Annotated in this window: 17 protein-coding genes; 9 read left to right on the top strand and 8 right to left on the bottom strand. The window is 73.2% G+C overall.

The window, feature by feature from the left end:
* Positions 1-34 precede the first annotated feature (34 nt).
* The 8 genes from AC07DS_RS12575 to AC07DS_RS12610 all read left to right on the top strand — a co-directional run bounded on the left by AC07DS_RS12575 (position 35) and on the right by AC07DS_RS12610 (position 6,438).
* On the top strand, positions 35-352 hold the full coding sequence (locus tag AC07DS_RS12575; protein ID WP_145876487.1) for a PAAR domain-containing protein: 318 nt from the start codon (positions 35-37) through the stop codon (positions 350-352).
* Positions 352-774: a GPW/gp25 family protein gene (locus tag AC07DS_RS12580; RefSeq protein ID WP_097254132.1), complete on the top strand. Its 423-nt coding sequence runs from the start codon at positions 352-354 to the stop codon at positions 772-774. Before AC07DS_RS12575 ends, AC07DS_RS12580 begins: the two co-directional genes overlap by 1 nt.
* Complete coding sequence (locus AC07DS_RS12585) at positions 774-2,735, top strand: putative baseplate assembly protein (protein WP_479144554.1); 1,962 nt, start codon at positions 774-776, stop codon at positions 2,733-2,735. Before AC07DS_RS12580 ends, AC07DS_RS12585 begins: the two co-directional genes overlap by 1 nt.
* Entirely contained in the window at positions 2,732-3,295 is a 564-nt protein-coding gene (locus AC07DS_RS12590; protein ID WP_479144556.1) for a phage tail protein, read from the top strand. Before AC07DS_RS12585 ends, AC07DS_RS12590 begins: the two co-directional genes overlap by 4 nt.
* 12 nt (positions 3,296-3,307) lie before the next feature.
* The gene (locus AC07DS_RS12595) at positions 3,308-3,730 is read left to right on the top strand and encodes a hypothetical protein (RefSeq protein WP_479144558.1); all 423 of its coding nucleotides are present in this window, start codon (positions 3,308-3,310) and stop codon (positions 3,728-3,730) included.
* Between the two features lie 115 nt (positions 3,731-3,845).
* On the top strand, positions 3,846-5,057 hold the full coding sequence (locus AC07DS_RS12600) for an NADase-type glycan-binding domain-containing protein (protein ID WP_479144560.1): 1,212 nt from the start codon (positions 3,846-3,848) through the stop codon (positions 5,055-5,057).
* A 125-nt stretch (positions 5,058-5,182) separates the two neighbouring features.
* Positions 5,183-6,073 (top strand): NAD(P)-dependent oxidoreductase, encoded by an 891-nt coding sequence (locus tag AC07DS_RS12605; RefSeq protein ID WP_479144562.1) that lies wholly within the window; start codon positions 5,183-5,185, stop codon positions 6,071-6,073.
* 89 nt (positions 6,074-6,162) lie between these two features.
* A complete protein-coding gene (locus tag AC07DS_RS12610) occupies positions 6,163-6,438 on the top strand; it encodes a DUF1876 domain-containing protein (protein ID WP_479144564.1) in 276 nt (91 codons plus the stop codon).
* A gap of 59 nt (positions 6,439-6,497) precedes the next feature.
* On the opposite strand, the gene AC07DS_RS12615 is transcribed toward AC07DS_RS12610, so the two are convergent.
* The 7 genes from AC07DS_RS12615 to AC07DS_RS12645 form a co-directional block, all read right to left on the bottom strand.
* Positions 6,498-7,658: a serine hydrolase domain-containing protein gene (locus AC07DS_RS12615; RefSeq protein ID WP_479144753.1), complete on the bottom strand. Its 1,161-nt coding sequence runs from the start codon at positions 7,656-7,658 to the stop codon at positions 6,498-6,500.
* Positions 7,659-7,745: 87 nt separating this feature from the next.
* Positions 7,746-8,276 carry a hypothetical protein gene (locus tag AC07DS_RS12620; protein WP_479144566.1) on the bottom strand — a complete coding sequence of 177 codons (531 nt, stop codon included), beginning with the start codon at positions 8,274-8,276 and terminating at the stop codon, positions 7,746-7,748.
* A gap of 102 nt (positions 8,277-8,378) precedes the next feature.
* Positions 8,379-8,783, bottom strand: coding sequence for an organic hydroperoxide resistance protein (locus AC07DS_RS12625; RefSeq protein ID WP_479144755.1), 405 nt, complete (start codon positions 8,781-8,783; stop codon positions 8,379-8,381).
* Between the two features lie 158 nt (positions 8,784-8,941).
* Positions 8,942-9,418 carry a MarR family winged helix-turn-helix transcriptional regulator gene (locus tag AC07DS_RS12630; protein ID WP_479144568.1) on the bottom strand — a complete coding sequence of 159 codons (477 nt, stop codon included), beginning with the start codon at positions 9,416-9,418 and terminating at the stop codon, positions 8,942-8,944.
* A complete protein-coding gene (locus AC07DS_RS12635) occupies positions 9,415-10,176 on the bottom strand; it encodes an energy-coupling factor ABC transporter ATP-binding protein (RefSeq protein WP_479144570.1) in 762 nt (253 codons plus the stop codon). The genes AC07DS_RS12630 and AC07DS_RS12635 overlap by 4 nt, the downstream gene beginning before the upstream one ends.
* Positions 10,164-10,925 (bottom strand): cobalt ECF transporter T component CbiQ, encoded by a 762-nt coding sequence (gene cbiQ / locus AC07DS_RS12640; protein WP_479144572.1) that lies wholly within the window; start codon positions 10,923-10,925, stop codon positions 10,164-10,166. The genes AC07DS_RS12635 and cbiQ overlap by 13 nt, the downstream gene beginning before the upstream one ends.
* 1 nt (position 10,926) lies before the next feature.
* A complete protein-coding gene (locus tag AC07DS_RS12645; RefSeq protein ID WP_479144574.1) occupies positions 10,927-11,970 on the bottom strand; it encodes an energy-coupling factor ABC transporter permease in 1,044 nt (347 codons plus the stop codon).
* A 148-nt stretch (positions 11,971-12,118) separates the two neighbouring features.
* On the opposite strand from AC07DS_RS12645, the gene AC07DS_RS12650 reads away from it, so the two are divergent.
* Positions 12,119-12,457, top strand: a complete 339-nt coding sequence (locus AC07DS_RS12650; RefSeq protein WP_479144576.1) for an SsgA family sporulation/cell division regulator — start codon at positions 12,119-12,121, stop codon at positions 12,455-12,457.
* Between the two features lie 28 nt (positions 12,458-12,485).
* On the opposite strand, the gene AC07DS_RS12655 is transcribed toward AC07DS_RS12650, so the two are convergent.
* Positions 12,486-14,150: a penicillin-binding transpeptidase domain-containing protein gene (locus tag AC07DS_RS12655; RefSeq protein ID WP_479144577.1), complete on the bottom strand. Its 1,665-nt coding sequence runs from the start codon at positions 14,148-14,150 to the stop codon at positions 12,486-12,488.
* Between the last annotated feature and the right edge of the window lie 89 nt (positions 14,151-14,239).

A 14,239-nucleotide genomic window follows, 5' to 3' on the forward strand; every position in this document is an offset into this window, starting at 1 on the left:
TCGTTCCCCCCCGGGATCTCGAAAGGAGCGCCGTATGCCCGCCGCAGCCCGTACCGGCGACCCCACCAACCACGGCGGGGTGATCGCCACCCCGCCGCCCGGCGCCGCCACGGCGGTGGCGACGGTGCTGATCGGCGGCCGCCCCGCCGCCGTCGTGGGCAGCCTGCACGCCTGCCCGATGCCACCGCACGCCGCCCTGGGACCGGCCAACGTGGTCGTGCCCAACCCGGCCGGGCTCGTGTCGGGCGCCGTCCTCATCGGCGGCCTGCCCGCCGCCAAGGCGCGCGATCAGACGGCGTGCGGCGCCATGATCATGACCGGCGCCCCGAACGTCCTGATCGGCGGTGTGTGATGAGCGAGCGGTTCATCGGCCGTGGCTGGGCGTTCCCGCTGCGGGTCGGGCCGACCGGCGGGATCGCCATGGTCGAGCGGGAACGGGAGATCGAGGAGGCGATCCGCCTGGTGCTCGGCACCGCGCCCGGCGAGCGCCCCATGCGCCCCGAGTTCGGCTGCGGCATCCACGACTACGTCTTCGCCCCCGGTGACGGCGCCACCGCCGGCCGCATCGCGCAGCAGGTGCGCGAGGCCCTGGAGCGGTGGGAGCCGCGCATCGCGGTGGACGACGTGGTGGTCGCCTTCGACGCGGTCGAGGACGGCACCCTCTACATCGACGTGCACTACACGGTGCGTTCCACCAACGACCGGCGCAACCTGGTCTTTCCCTTCTACACGATCCCCTCCGAGGAGGGGGCCGAGGAAGCGGGCGCTCACTGATGGCCCTGCCCTCCCCGAACCTGGACGACCGGCGGTTCCAGCAACTCGTCGACGAGGCGAAGCGGTACGTGCAGCAGCGCGCCCCGGAGTGGACCGACCACAACGTGTCCGACCCGGGCGTCACCCTGATCGAGACGTTCGCCTACCTCGTGGACCAGTTGCTGTACCGGCTGAACCGGGTTCCGGACAAGAACTACTCCGCGTTCCTGGACCTGTTGGACATCCGTCTGTTCCCGCCGACCGCGGCCCGTGCCGACGTCGACTTCTGGCTCTCGGCGCCGCAGCCCGACACGGTCGCGCTGCCTGCGGGCACCGAGGTGACCAGCGCGCGCGGCGAGAGCGACGAGGCCGTGGTGTTCACGACCACGGACGAACTGCGGATCGTTCCCAGTGAGTTGATGCACCTGGTGACCGCGCCCCGGTCCGGCCGGCAGACCGACCGGACGGCCGTGCTCGCCGAGGGCCACGACATCCCCTGCTTCCAGGCGGCACCGGAGCCGGGCGACGCGCTGCTGTTCGGCCTGCCGACGGCGGTGCCGCGCTGCGTCGTCGCGGTGCGCCTGGACAGCCGCGTGGAGGGTGTCGGCGTGGACCCGCGCCAGCCCCCGCTCGTGTGGGAGGCCTGGGACGGCGGCGGCTGGCAGCGGTGCGAGACCGGCACCGACACCACCGGCGGGCTGAACCGGCCCGGCGAGGTCATCGTGTACGTACCGGCCGGGCACACGGCGTCGGTGATCGGCGGAACCCGGGCCGGCTGGCTGCGCTGCCGGGTCACCGAGGCGGAGCCGGGCCAGCCGTTCTACTCGGAGTCCCCGACGGTGCGCGAGGCGGCCGTGTTCACCGTGGGCGGCACCATGTCCGTCGAGCACGCGGAGACCGTGACCGATGTGCCGCTCGGCACCTCGGAAGGGGTCTCGGGGCAGACGTTCCGGCTCGCCCGCCCGCCGGTCCTCCTCGACGGCGAGCCCCCCGTGGTCGAGGTCTCCTCGGCCGAGGGGTGGCAGCGCTGGGAGGTGGTGGAGCACTTCGGCCGCTCCGGCCCCGCCGACCCGCACGTCCGCGTGGACGCCACCACCGGGGAGTTCGCCTTCCCCCCGGCGCTGCGCGAACCGGACGGCACCCTGCGGCACTGCGGCGCCGTACCGCCCAAGGGATCCCGGATACGGGTGACCCGCTACCGCACCGGCGGCGGCCCGGCGGGCAACGTCGCCCGCGGCGCGATCTCCGTGCTGCGCAGCTCCGTTCCGTACGTCGCCCGGGTCACCAACAGGGAGGCGGCCCGGGGCGGCGTCGCCGGGGAGAGTGTCGCCAACGCCAAGCTGCGGGCGCCCGAGGTGCTGCGGATGCAGGAGCGCGCGGTGACCGCGGAGGACTACGAGATCATCAGCCGCCAGGCCGCGCCCTCGGTGCGCCGGGTCCGCTGTCTGCCCGCCGCGGACGGTCCGGGCGCGGTACGGGTCCTGGTGGTGCCGGACGCGGTGGCCGACGAGGGCGACGACCGGCTCCGCTTCGAGCAGCTGATCCCCTCGGACCAGGTGCTCGAAGCGATCACCACGAGCCTCGACGAGCGCCGTCTGATCGGCACCCGCCTCGTGGTGGAGCCGCCGGTGTACCAGGGCGTCACCGTGGTGGCCCGGCTCGCGGCGGCGCCGGGCGACACCGACCGGGTGCGCGACGCGGCGCTCGACGCGCTGTACCGGCACCTCAACCCGCTGAACGGCGGCCCGGACGGCACCGGTTGGCCGTTCGGGCGGCCGGTGCAGTACGGCGACGTCTTCGGCGTCCTGCAGCGCGCCACCGGCAACGCGCTGGTGGAGGAGATCCGGCTGTTCCCCGCCGACCCGATCACCGGCCGGCGCGGCGCCCCGGCGGACCGCATCGACGTGGTCCCGGGCGCGCTGGTCTTCTCCTACCAGCACCAGGTGGTCGTCACGGCCGTCGATCCGGAGGCGCGGGGATGAGCCGCGCCGCCGTGCCCGGCCTGCCGAGCAGGTACCCGATCGGCGAGCAGCTGCCCGCCCTGTACGCCGACGACGACTTCGCGCAACGGTTCACCGCCGGTCTCGACACCGTCCTCGCCCCGGTGTTCGCGACCCTCGACAACCTGCCCGCCTATCTCGACCCCCGGCTGACCCCGACCGACTTCCTGGCCTGGCTGGCGTCGTGGGTGGGCGTCGCGGACGACCCGCAGTGGCCCGTGGAACTGCGCCGTGAGGCGGTCGCCCGCGCGGTGGAGCTGCACCGGTGGCGCGGCACCAGGCGTGGCCTGACCGAGGCCCTGCACCTCGCGCTCGGCGTGCACGCCGAGGTGACCGGCGACGGCGGTGCGACGTGGTCGAGCACCGCGGGCGCCGACCTCCCGCCGGAGCCGGACGCCGAGATCCTGGTCCGGGTGTGGCCGGCCCGCGAGGCGCGGGTGGACAGGGTCAGGCTCCGCGAGATCGTCCGGGCCATGTGCCCGGTGCACACGGCCTTCCGGGTGGAGGTCCTGCCCGCCCCGCCCGCCGACGAAGGGAGGTGACGTCATGCGCGCGTGTCCCGCGTGCGGGGCGTCCAACGACCCCACGGACGACTTCTGCGGCAACTGCGGCGCGTACCTGGGCTGGTCCGACTCCAGCACCCCCACGCCCACACCACCGGAGCCGTCCACACCGAGCACCCCTCCGGCACCGGAACCGTCGGACTCGGGCGCACCTGCGGCGGCGGGGCGGTCCGCACCGGGCACACCCCCGGCACCGGAACGGTCCGCACCGCGCACCCCTGTGGGGCGGTCGGCCTCGGATGCACCCGCGCCTGCGGGGCGGCCGAACCCGGGCGCACCGGCGACTCCGGTGCGGTCGGCCTCGGGTACGCCCACAGCACGGGAGCCGTCCGCACCGGGCACTCCACCGGCACTGGGGCGGTCCGCACCGAGCACCCCTCAGACACCGGAGCCGTCGGACTCGGGCGCACCTGAGGCGGTGGGGCGGTCCGCACCGAGCACCCCTCCGGCACCGGAGCGGTCGACCCCGGGCGTACCTGTGGCGCCGGAGCGATCGGCGCCGTCCTCGGAGTCCCCGGAATCCCGGTCCGTGACCGCCCCCACCCCGGCGCCCACCTCACGTCCGGTGGACGAGCCGGCGTCCGCCGCGCGCACCCGCACCTCATCGTTGCGAGGGCGGCTGACCGGCCGCGGCCGCGCCGGGGCGAGGGAGCCGAGCGGCGCCCCGGACACCGGGGGCTCCGGTGCCGCCCCCGACCGGACCGAGACCGCCCCTCCGCGCCGGTCCGCCGCGGACGAACCGCGTGCAGCCCGTGGCCCTGCCGCTGCCACGACGGGCGGACCGGTGGCCGCCGACGGCGAGGACGCCCCACAGGGGCCACCCGCACCCGACGACGAAAGCCGCACGGGTGGTGCGGGTGGGAACAACCCGGCCGAAGGCGCAGCCGAGGCCGCCGTACCCCCCACCCCACACGCCCCGACCATCCAGCCCCGCACGCCGCAGGCGCCCGCACCGGCCCCGGCCCGGATCGGCCCCGTACGCCCCGCGAAGCCCGTGGCCCCCCGCCCCGTCGTACGAGCCGTCGCGGCGCCGGACGAGGGGACGGGGCGCCCCTGCCCCGCCTGCGGGACCCTCAACCAGCCGGAACGCCGCTTCTGCCGCCGCTGCGCCGCCGAACTGACACCCGCCGCGAAGCCCGCACCGCTGCCGTGGTGGCGGACGGTATGGCCGTTCCGCCGCCGCACCCGGGCGGGCTCGGGCCGGGCGTTCCGGTTCTTCGTGATCCTGGCCGTGGTGCTGGCCCTGTGCGCGGGAGCCCTCCTGCTGCTGCCGGCCGGCCGCGCCCTGTTCGAGGACACCCGGGACAAACTGGGCAAGGCCAGGCCCGTGACCCCGGCCGACGTCAGGGCGAGCGCGGAGGTGCGCGGGCATCCGGCGACGGACACCACGGACGGACTGAGCAACCGCTACTGGGGCGCGCCCGGGCCGGGCGCCTCGGTGACCTACACCTTCCGCAGACCGTTCCGGCTGGTCGACGTGATCATCACCAACGGCGCGTCCTCGTCCCCGGAGGCGTACGCCGCCCAGGCACGCGCGCTCCAGCTGGACATGGAGGTGACGACACAGGACGGCGAGAAGCACCACAAGGAGGTAACCCTCAGCGACAAACCGGGCCCCCAGACGATCTCCACCGGGATCAGCGACGCGAAGACGGTACGCCTGGTGCTCGGCTCACCCGTCGGTCTGACCCGGGGCCGTCACCTGGCCCTGGCGGAGGTGGAGTTCTTCCAGCGGAACTGACGGCCACCGGGCCCGGTTCGACGGACTGGTTCGTGCCGCAGCCGGAAAGGAGCGGTCCTGAGGGTCGTCCGTACGAAGATGATCGCGGACCACGAGGGCAGGAACCGTACGACAGGGAGCCGTCAATGACCGACAAGCCGACCGTCAGTGTCCTGGGCACCGGCATCATGGGCGCCGCCATGGCCCGCAACCTCGCTCGCACCGGATTCGAGGTCCGGGCGTGGAACCGCACCCGCGAGAAGGCAGAGCCGCTGGCCGCGAACGGCATCAGGGTCATGGAAACGCCCGCCGAGGCCGTCGAGGGCGCCGACGTCGTGCTGACCATGCTGTACGACGGCAACGCCGCCCTGGAGACCATGGGCGAGGCCGCCCCGGCGCTCCGCCCGGGCATGGTGTGGGCGCAGTGCACCACAGCCGGGATCGAACTGATCGCCGACCTGGCCGCGTTCGCGGGCGAGCACGAGCTGGTGTTCTACGACGCCCCCGTCCTCGGTACCCGCCAGCCCGCCGAGGCCGGTCAGCTGACCGTGCTGGCCGCCGGGCCCGAGGAGGGCCGGGAGACGGTCACGCCCGTGTTCGACGCGGTCGGCGCCAGGACCGTGTGGACCGGTACGGACGGGGCGGCGGGCAGCGCCAGCCGGCTGAAGCTGGTCGCCAACAGCTGGGTCCTGACGGCCACCGCGGCGGCCGGTGAGGTGCTGGCGCTCTCCCAGGCCCTCGGTGTCGACCCGCAGGACTTCTTCGAACTGATCCGGGGCGGGCCGCTCGACATGGGGTACCTGCGGGCCAAGGCCACTCTGGTGCTCGACGGGAAGCTGACCCCGGCGTCGTTCGCCGTGGGCACCGCCGCGAAGGACGCCCGGCTCATCGTGCAGGCGGCCGAGCGGGGCGGGGTCCGGCTCGACGTCGCCGCCGCGACGGCCGAACGGCTCGCCCGGGCCGCCGCGCAGGGGCACGCCGACGAGGACATGGCCGCCGCCTACTTCGCCAGCTTCGACGAGAAGCCGGCCGGCTGAGCCGGTCCAAAGGCCGCGACCGGCCTCCGCATGACGTTCCGCGCGCGCGGGAGCACCCTGGTATCAGTGGTTCTCCGGAGGTGGTCGACATGATGCACACCGCTGTGGGTTGGCACGTGGAGCTGGAATTCCGGGAGGACGACACGCACACGCGTGCCGTCGCCCTGGTGCGCTTGCCCGACGGCAGCGAGGTCCGGGCCCATGGGAGCGCGAGCCGTCACCGTATCGACTCGAACCAGCCACGGGTCGGCGAGGAGATAGCGGGCGCCCGCGCGCTCAACGAACTGGCCATGGAGTTGCTGACCAAGGCACACGGGGAGATCGACGCGGCGTCCGGCCGGATCTCGCACCCGATCAACGTGTGAAGCCCGAGGGGCGCGTGCGGCGCCGCACGCGCCCTGAGCACGCGCCCTGCACGGGCGGCCTACGCGAGCGCCGTACGCACCGCCCGCACCAGCGCCTGCGCCCTCGGGTCCGCCGTCACGCTCTTCCTGAAGCCGTTGGTGACATAGCCGAAGGAGACGCCCGACTCCGGGTCGGCGAACGCGAGGGCGCCGCCCCGGCCCGGGTGGCCGAAGGAGCCGGGGGAGAGCAGCGGGGACGCGCTGCCGTGCAGCATGTAGCCGAGGCCGAACCGGGTGCCCACGACGAGGATCCGGTCGGGTCCGGCGGACTGTTCCGCGCGGGCCAGTTCCATGGTGCCGGGGGTGAACAGACGGGTGCCACCGTCCACTTCACCGATGAGCGAGCCGTAGAAGCGCGCCAGGCCGTCGGCGGTGGCGATGCCGTTGGAGGCGGGCAGGGCGGCCGCGCGGTAGGCGGGCGCGTTCTCGTCCGGGAGCGGGGTGATCGCGGCGAAGGCGCGCCGGGTGAGGGAGTCCGGGTCGGCGTAGGCCTCGGACACGGACCGCTTCGGGCGGGTCTTCAGCGCGCCCGACGTAAGGGATGCCTCCACGGGGCCGACGCGGCCCACGCGCGCCTGCTCCGCCTCGGGCAGGCCGAGCCACAGGTCGGCGCCGGCCGGCGCGGCCAGCTCGTCCGCCACCCATGTGCCCACCGGCCGCCCGGTGATCCGCCGGACCAGCTCGCCGGTGAGCCAGCTGTAGGTCTGCGCGTGGTAGCCGTGGTCCGTGCCCGGCTCCCACACCGGCGCCTGCGCGGCGACCGCCGCCGCCCCGAGGTCGGGGTCGGCCGCCTCCTCGGGGGTCAGCGGGCGGTCGAGGACGGGCACGCCGGCGCGGTGTGCGAGCAGGTGCCGGACGAGTGTGCGCTCCTTGCCGGCCGCCTTGTACTCGGGCCAGTACGTGCCGACCGGGGCGTCCAGGTCCAGTTCGCCGCGCTGGTGCAGCAGCAGGAGCGCGGCCGCGGCGACACCCTTGGTCGCGGAGCGCACGATCTGTGCGGTGCCGTGCTCCCAGGGGGCCGTACCGTCCACGTCCCTGGTGCCGCCCCAGAGGTCGACGACCTTACGGCCGTCCCGGTACACGGCGACGGCCGCGCCGCGCTCCCCGAGCAGCGCGAAGTTCGCTGCGAACGCCTCCCTGACCGGCTCGAAGCCATCGGCCACCGTGCCGTTCACATCCACATCCACGCCCGGTCCCTCCACTCGCTTGCGGCCATGAGTGAAACACGGGTGTGCGGCCTTGGATTCCTCGGCAGACGGTGATGTCCGCTACGGCCCGGCGTCCTCGGGCCCCTCCTCGTACCCGGCCGGGACCGCGTCCTGCGGCCCGCGCGCCGACCGGACGAGCTTCTCGAGCCCGGACGGGTTCCGTTCGTACCGGTAGACACGAGCCCCGTCGAGGGTGCGCAGCTCCAGCTCCTCGCGCCAGACCCGGTACTCGAACTTGTCGCCCTCCTCCGTCCAGTACCCGTGCCTCTCGGTGGTCAGTTCGGCCCAGGTGTAGGCGCGGCAGGTCCAGAACTTCCGGAGCACGACGCCCCGGCGGAAGCGGTAGAGCGCGCCCCGGTACCAGCCGATACGGAAGCCGAAGACGATCGGCAGCAGTACGGCCGGCGTGTACAGGCCGCCCGTGACGGTGCGTTCGTCCCAGTACCCCATGCACAGGCGTACGAGCACGACGACCGGCACGACCAACCAGAACGGACTGGTGGCCTCCAGGAAGAGCAGCACCGGCGGCGGGACGGTGCGTTCGCACTCGACGTACGCGCCCAGCTGCCGCTCCCGAGCGCGTGCGGTCACCCTGCGCGGCATCAACCAGTGCACGGCACCCCCCCTGCCCCGCCCGGAAAGGCGACACCGGCGTTGTACCCGGGAGGGGGCGCCGTCACCCGGCGTGGGGGCTCAGCCCAGCAGAATCGTCACGTCGATGTTCCCGCGCGTGGCGTTCGAGTACGGGCACACCTCGTGCGCCGCGTCCACCAGCTTCTCGGCGATCTCGCGGTCCAGGACCGGGAGGGAGATGCTGAGGGCGACCGCGAGGCCGTAGCCGCGGTGCTTGTTCGGGCCGATGCCGACCTTCGCGGCCACCGTGGAACCGGTGAGGTCGAAGCCCGCGCGGTTGCCGACCAGGATCAGCGCGTTGTGGAAGCAGGAGCTGTAGCCGGCCGCGAACAGCTGCTCCGGGTTGGTGCCGTTGCCGTCCCCGCCCAGCGCCGGCGGCATCGCGACCTTCAGCTCGATCTGGCCGTCCTGACTGGTGACATAGCCGTTCCGGCCGCCGTGGGCGGTTGCCTCGGCGACGTACATGATCTTCGTCGGACGGGTGTCGACAGCGGTGTCGGCGACGACATCGGTCAAGGCGGGCCTCCCCCGGAACAAGTGGCGCACAAGTACATTGCGCACAAGGTACCGGCCGGTAGGTCGGTCTGTCCCGGCAGGGGGTGGCAACCGCGGGTAACGCGAGATCAGCGCCGGTCGGCGGCCCCGTCGGCGCGCTCGGTGAGCTTCCACAGCTCCTCGCGCAACCGCGTGATCTCCTGCGTCTCCAGCCCCGTGGTCGTGAGCAGCGCGCCGGGTACGCGAGCCGCGCGCTCCTTGAGCTGCTCCCCGCGCCCGGTGCACGCGACGAGCACCGAGCGCTCGTCGTCCGCCGCGCGCTCCCGGTGCACCAGACCCGCCCCCTCCAGCCGCTTCAGCAGCGGCGAGACGGTGCCGTAGTCCAGGCGCAGGGCGCCCGCCAGCTCCTTCACGCTGGTCTCACCGCGCTCCCACAGGACCAGCAGCACGAGGTACTGCGGGTAGGTGAGACCCAGGTCGTCGAGGAGCGGGCGGTACGCGGCGGTCACGGCGCGCTGTGCGGCGTACAGCGCGAAGCACAGCTGGTCGTCCAGCAGCAGCGACCCGGCGGCCCCTTTGTCGTCTCGGTCGTCTTGACGCGTCACGCGCCCATTGTCACGGACTTCGGGTCGAAGCCGAACGGCAGCTCCAGACGGTGCGCCCGCATCAGGGCGTCGTCGGAGAGCAGCGCGCCGGTCGGGCCGTCCGCCGCGATCGCGCCGTCGCTCAGGATCAGCGAGCGCGGGCACAGCTCCAGGGCGTACGGCAGGTCGTGCGTGACCATGAGGACCGTCACGTCCAGGGAGCGCAGGATGTCGGCGAGTTCACGCCGGGAGGCCGGGTCGAGGTTGGAGGACGGCTCGTCCAGGACCAGGATCTCCGGCTCCATCGCGAGCACGGTCGCGACGGCGACCCGGCGGCGCTGGCCGAAGGACAGGTGGTGCGGCGGACGGTCGGCGAAGTCCTGCATGCCGACCCGCTCCAGGGCCGTGCGCACCCGCTCCTCCAGCGCCGCCCCCTTGATCCCGGCGGCGGCCGGCCCGAACGCCACGTCCTCCCGCACGGTCGGCATGAACAGCTGGTCGTCGGGGTCCTGGAAGACGATGCCGACCTTCTGCCGGATCGCCGCCATGTGCTGCTTGCCGACGGGCAGCCCGGCCACGGTCACCGTGCCGGTGCCGCCGCCCAGGATGCCGTTCAGGTGCAGGACGAGGGTGGTCTTGCCGGCACCGTTCGGGCCGAGCAGCGCGACCCGTTCGCCGCGCCCGATCGAGAAGTCCACGCCGAACAGGGCCTGATGGCCGTCGGGATAGGCGAACGCGAGGCCGGAGACCTCCAGGGAAGCAGTACTCACAGGACCCATCCCAGCAGACAGATGACGAGGGCGGCGCAGGGGAGTGCGAAGGCGTACGACCACTGCGCCCGGGACGCGGTCACCTCGTCGATGACCGGCATCGAGCCGGCGTACCCCCGGCTCACCATGGCGAGGTGTACGCGCTCCCCGCGTTCGTAGGAGCGGATGAACAGAGCGCCGGCCGACTTGGCCAGCACGCCCCAGTGCCGTACGCCCCGCGCCTCGAAGCCGCGCGACTCGCGGGCGATCCGCATCCGGCGCATCTCGTCGGTGATGACGTCGCCGTAGCGGATCATGAACGAGGCGATCTGCACGAGCAGCGGCGGCAGCTTCAACCGCTGCAGTCCGAGCAGCAGTTCGCGCAGCTCGGTGGTGGCGGCCAGCAGCACGGAGGCGGCGACGCCGAGCGTGCCCTTGGCGAGCACGTTCCAGGCGCCCCACAGCCCGTTCACGCTGAGCGAGAGGCCCAGCACATGCACCCGCTCGCCCTGCGCCACGAACGGCATGAGGACCGCGAACGCCACGAACGGCACCTCGATCAGCAGCCGCCCGAGCAGGAATCCGGCGGGCACGCGCGCGCGGTACGCGACGTACCCGAGCAGGACGGCGTAGGCCGCGAACGCCCACATCGCCTCGCGCGGGGTGGACACCACGACCACGACGAAGGCGAACGCGGCCGCCAGTTTGGTGTGCGGCGGCAGGGCGTGCACGGGGGAGTGCCCGTGCCGGTAGAGCCGGTGCGCGTGTCCCGCTCCCACGTCACACGCCCGTGTTCACGGGCGAGACGTCCGCGCCGCGGCGCCTGCGCACGGCCCAGAACACCGCGCTGCCCGCGACGACCGTGACGCCGACGCCGATCACGCCCGCGAGGCCGCCGGACAGCCGGGCGTCCGAGACGTCCTTGACGCCGTAGCCGGCGAGCGGGGAGCCGGCCGCCGCGTGCTGCCCGGTCTTCTTGTCGATGCCCTGGTCGTGCGCGACCTTCTCCAGGCCGTCGGGGTCGGCGGAGGCGTAGAAGCTCACGAAGCCGGCGAGCGCCAGCGACGCGACCAGTCCGGAGATCCACAGGGTGCGCCGGGAGGTGCGCGCCGCGACGGGTGCCGTGGGCGACGGAGCGTCCACCAGTGCACCGTTCACGCGCAGCTTGAGCCGCTGCTGCAGGCCGCGCGCGCCGTGCACCAGGTCCGGGCGCACGGCTATCACGGCGCTCACCGTGAGCGCCGTGATCACGGCCTCGCCGATGCCGATCAGCACATGGACGCCGATCATCGCGGTCGCCACCTTGCCGATGGCGACGTCCGTGGTCCCGCCGATCGCGTACATGAGCGTGAAGGCGACGGCGGCGGCCGGCACGGAGACCAGCGCGGCGACGAAGGAGGCGATGGTGACCGAGCGCCGCTTGCGCGGCAGCACGGCGAGCAGCGCACGGAAGAGGGCGTACGACACCACGGTCGTGACGATCGCCATGTCGGTGATGTTCACGCCGAGCGCGGTCAGCCCGCCGTCGGCGAAGAGCACGCCCTGCATGAGCAGCACGACCGACACGCACAGCACGCCCGTGTACGGGCCGACCAGGATCGCGGCCAGTGCCCCGCCCAGCAGATGGCCGCTGGTGCCGGCCGCCACCGGGAAGTTCAGCATCTGTACGGCGAAGATGAACGCCGCCACCAGCCCGGCCAGCGGCGCCGTCCGCTCGTCGAGTTCGCGGCGGGCGCCGCGCAGGCTCACCGCGAGGGCGCCGGCGGCGACCACTCCGGTGACCGCGGAGGTGGGGGCGTCGATGAATCCGTCAGGTACGTGCACCGTACGATTTTAGAGGCTTGTTGCGAACCTTTTGCAAGAGAGACGTAGTCTCGCTTCCCGTCGGGCGCGGAGGGGAAAATGTGGCACATTGGATGGAAAGCGGATGCACGACTTCCGCGTAGGTCACAGAACGTGAGAGGGCGGTCCGATGTCTGTAGTCGAGCAGTACGCGCGCGCCCATATCGTCACGGACGAGGAGGACCCGGGGACCGTACCCGTCATGCTGCGGTACGACTCCGACGACGATCCACGATCGGTCCGGGTCGGCCTGCCCGGACCGCACGAATGGACCTTCTCCCGCGCGCTGCTCGAGCAGGGGCTGCGGACGCCGGCCGAGAGCGGCGACGTACGCGTGTGGCCCTGCGGGCGCGTCCAGGCCGTCGTGGAGTTCCACTCCGCGCACGGCGTGGAGGTGGTGCAGTTCGAGTCGAAGGCGCTGCTCCGGTTCCTGCGCCGGACGTACACCGCCGAGCCCGTCGGCCGCTGACGCCTCCCGGACCGCCCGGCCGCCCGGCTCAGCCGCCCATCTTCAGCAGCGCCGCGACGATCGGCCCGGCCGTGTCGCCGCCGTGGCCGCCCGCCTGGACCACGCCCGCCGCGGCGAGGTCGCCGCGGTACGCGGTGAGCCAGCCGTTCGGCTTCTTCTGGCCGTCGACCTCGGCGGAGCCCGTCTTGGCCCCGTAGTCCGGGCCGAGGCCCGACATCGCCTTGGCCGCCGTGCCGTACGCCGCCGTGTACTGCATGACGTCCTTCAGCTGGGCCTGGGTCTTCGACGACATGGTGCGCGAGGCCTTCGCCGGCGTGCGCCGGTCCACCGTCGGGGCCACCAGGTACGGCTGGCGGAAGACGCCCGACTCCACCGTCGCCGCCACCGACGCCATGTTCAGCGGGTTCATGCGCACCCCGCCCTGCCCGATCAGCGAGGCGCCCATCTGTGCGCCGCTCTGCACCGGGACGGAGCCGTCGAACGACGGGACGCCGATGGCCCAGTTGTTCAGGCCGAGGCCGTAGACCTCCTGGGCCTCCTTCGTCAGGTCGCTGTTGGACAGCTTCGGCGCGAAATTGATGAAGGCGTTGTTGCAGGAGGCCCCGAAGCTCAGCTTGAACGTGCCCTTCTTGATCTCGGAGTCGGCGTCGTTGTGGAACGTCCAGCCGGCGAGCTTGTACGTCTTGGGGCAGGGGTGCGACGCGTCGGGCGTGACGAGCTTCTTCTCGAACAGCATCGTCGACGTCACGATCTTCATCGTGGAGCCGGGCGCCAGGGATCCCTGGAAGGCGGTGTTGAAGCCGTGCCCGCTGTTGGCCACCGCGAGGATCTCACCGGTCGACGGCCGCAGGACCACCACCGAGGCCCGCGGCCGCTTGCCGACCTGGCTCTCGGCGGCGGCCTGCAGCTTCGGGCTCAGCGTCGTCTTCACCGTGCCCGGCGTGCCCTTGCTCAGCTCCACGAGCGTCTTGTCGGACAGCTTGGCCGCCTCGGACGCCTTGCCGCGCACCACGCGCAGCTCCACGCCCGCCTTGCCGCCCGCCTTCTTGCCGTACTTCTCCCGCAGCCCGTCCAGGACCGTGCCCAGCGACGGGTACGCGGCGGTCGTCAGCTCCCCGCCGTCGCGGTCCAGCGCCTTGATCGGCGGGGTGCCGGACTCGCCGGTGACGAGCTCGTCGCCGTCCTTCAGGTCCGGGTGGACCACCGAGGCGTGCCAGTCGACCAGCGGCTTTCCGTCGCTGTGCCGCCGCACCACGGTGAGTGAACTGCTGTACGCGAGCGGCTTGCTGAGGCTCTGGTACGACACCGTCGCCTTGACCGAGAACGGCACCTTGGCGCCGGTGGCGGTGCCGGCGGTGAGCGTGACGTCCTTCAGGTGGGCGTCCTTGGTGTACCCGGCGAGCAGTGCGGTGGCGGCGGACGGGTCGTCGGTGGCGGCCGCCGCCTCGGCGGGACGGCCCTGCCGCCAGGCGGTGAGGAAGCGGGTCGAGGCCGTGCGGACCTCGGCGGCGGTGAGCGGGCCGGTCTTCACGGCCTTGTGGTCGGACGCGGACGTCCGCTCGTCGGCCGCCGCGCCGCCGTCGGTGAGCGCGTAGACGCCGAACCCGGCGCCGCCGACGACCACGGCGATCATCCCGCCGAGCACGGCGGGGTTGGTCTTCCGTCGCTCGGCGACGCGCCTTCTCTTGCCCACTTCCTCAGTTCCTCCGCGTCTTCCCCAGGGTCCCCGCAGCCCCCACACTCCCCAACGACGGCACCCACACTAAGGTCCCCGCCTTTGTG

It is taken from the genome of Streptomyces sp. NPDC044064 (assembly GCF_056434245.1).

Bases quoted from the DNA above. Each gene is read 5' to 3' on its own strand.
- AC07DS_RS12580 (WP_097254132.1), top strand. From the start codon at position 352: ATGAGCGAGCGGTTCATCGGCCGTGGCTGGGCGTTCCCGCTGCGGGTC.
- AC07DS_RS12605 (WP_479144562.1), top strand. From the start codon at position 5,183: ATGACCGACAAGCCGACCGTCAGTGTCCTGGGCACCGGCATCATGGGC.
- AC07DS_RS12575 (WP_145876487.1), top strand. From the start codon at position 35: ATGCCCGCCGCAGCCCGTACCGGCGACCCCACCAACCACGGCGGGGTG.
- AC07DS_RS12635 (WP_479144570.1), bottom strand. From the start codon at position 10,176: ATGGGTCCTGTGAGTACTGCTTCCCTGGAGGTCTCCGGCCTCGCGTTC.
- AC07DS_RS12585 (WP_479144554.1), top strand. From the start codon at position 774: ATGGCCCTGCCCTCCCCGAACCTGGACGACCGGCGGTTCCAGCAACTC.
- AC07DS_RS12610 (WP_479144564.1), top strand. From the start codon at position 6,163: ATGATGCACACCGCTGTGGGTTGGCACGTGGAGCTGGAATTCCGGGAG.
- AC07DS_RS12650 (WP_479144576.1), top strand. From the start codon at position 12,119: ATGTCTGTAGTCGAGCAGTACGCGCGCGCCCATATCGTCACGGACGAG.
- AC07DS_RS12590 (WP_479144556.1), top strand. From the start codon at position 2,732: ATGAGCCGCGCCGCCGTGCCCGGCCTGCCGAGCAGGTACCCGATCGGC.
- AC07DS_RS12625 (WP_479144755.1), bottom strand. From the start codon at position 8,783: ATGTACGTCGCCGAGGCAACCGCCCACGGCGGCCGGAACGGCTATGTC.